Source organism: uncultured Campylobacter sp. (assembly GCF_938045225.1).
Classification (GTDB): Bacteria; Campylobacterota; Campylobacteria; order Campylobacterales; family Campylobacteraceae; genus Campylobacter_A.
In genome coordinates, this window is record NZ_CALINL010000158.1 from 1 (window position 1) to 1610 (window position 1610).

Annotated in this window: 2 protein-coding genes and 1 pseudogene; all 3 read left to right on the forward strand. The window is 44.9% G+C overall.

From position 1 onward, the window contains the following. Positions 1 to 214: pseudogene (locus tag Q0200_RS05940) on the forward strand (HIT domain-containing protein); the annotation flags it as partial. Positions 215 to 277: 63 nt separating this feature from the next. Next, positions 278 to 1489: an ankyrin repeat domain-containing protein gene (locus tag Q0200_RS05945; RefSeq protein ID WP_297938995.1), complete on the forward strand. Its 1212-nt coding sequence runs from the start codon at positions 278 to 280 to the stop codon at positions 1487 to 1489. 9 nt (positions 1490 to 1498) lie between these two features. Next, a partial coding sequence (locus Q0200_RS05950; protein WP_297938996.1) for an SDR family NAD(P)-dependent oxidoreductase occupies positions 1499 to 1610 on the forward strand: 112 nt, incomplete at its 3' end.

Consider the following 1610-nt stretch of genomic DNA (forward strand, 5'->3'; position numbering starts at 1 on the left):
GATGGTGCGTAAAGATGCGGTGAAAATCAGCGTGGGCAAACGCGCCGGTGCGGGTATCGCAGAGCACGTGCACTATCACCTAGTGCCGCGCTGGAGCGGAGATACGAACTTCATCACGTCTATCGCCGAAGTGCGCGTAAACGGCGTGCCTTTTACTCCGCTTTACGAGAAACTAAAAGCCGCGTTTGCGGATGTTTGCTTTAATGAGCGGTAAATTTATTTTTACCAAATTATTTTTTGGTAGAATTATCAAAATTAAAAGATATTAAGGCATACGATGAGATTTATTTTGCCGATATTTTTATCGTTTTCTTTTGTTTTTGCTAGCTTTAGCTGCGATGACGCATTGACTGAAAAGCAGCGATTTTTCTCTCAAAATTTAACCTTTTCGGGAGAATTTGAACTAAACTGCAACGACTCTATCCTGGGGATAAAAGAGGCTCAAATTTTACTTTCGGCCGCTCAAAAGATCCGCGCTGAGAGCCTTGCTTGCGTCGGAAATTTAGCGACTAAAAATTTAAACGAGTTTAAATTTAAGATCCTAAAAGCCTCCTATGCACCTGAAATTTACGCTAAAGAGCTAGAAAGTCCCGACGAATACGAAAAACTCGTAGCGCAAAATAGAGCTAGACTTCGTTTCTGGGGACATCAAAGCTTAGGTAACTTCACCGTTTTTAAGGACTTTAACAAAGACTACAACGCCGCGCTTGAGCCGCTCGTAAACTACTACAAATCAAATTTCAAAATAGACGAAGGTAGCGCGATTTATTACGCTTCAAAGGTTGCAAACGAGTTTTTAAAATTTGCCGCCGCGACTCTGCAAAACGGCGATATGGACGAGTTTGCGAGAAAGGTTAGCGACCCGACTTTTACAAAATACGGCATAAATGAGGCGATATATTCAGGCTCCGTTTCGCAAGCCTCGCTACAAAACGCATTTAATGTCGCGCTTCTTTACGAAAAAAGCGAGGATGTGATAAAGGAATTCTTGCACGCGGGAGTAAATTTAAACTACGGATTTGAGAGTTCGCTATTTTTCGCGCTTAAAAATTTAAACAACGTAAAGCTTCTGGTTTCTAGCGGCGCGGACGTAAACTATGCAAATCTGCTTGGCGTCACTCCGCTTTTTAAGGCCGTGCAGCTAAACGATATAAATTTAGTCAAATTTCTGCTCGAAAACGGAGCGCTGGTAAACAAAAGGCTGATAGACGTGAGCACCAAGCTTGCATATAGCTCAAATTTAAGCGCCCAACTGCCGAGCTTCGTGAAGCTCTGTGACTTTGACGCGGCGTCAAAAAGCGTGCTGATGAGCGCGGCAGGGGCGGCGGACGTGGAGGTATTGCAGCTTTTGGTAGACAACGGTGCGGACGTGCAGGCAGTGGATGATAACGGGCTAAATGCCCTAGACTACGCAATCATCGGCAAAAAAGAGATCAACGCGCAGTATCTAAGGGCGATGGGGCTAGAGTCAAATTTGATCACCGAATAAGGAGAAAATATGAAGGGAACGGCTTTTATCACGGGAGCTACGTCAGGTTTTGGCGAAGCGATAGCTAGGATGCTAAGCCGCGAAGGCTACAAGATCGTAGCGCTCGCTCGCCGCAAAGAAA

Excerpts from the sequence above, each read along its gene's own strand:
- Q0200_RS05945 (WP_297938995.1), top strand. The coding sequence starts at position 278 with ATGAGATTTATTTTGCCGATATTTTTATCGTTTTCTTTTGTTTTTGCT.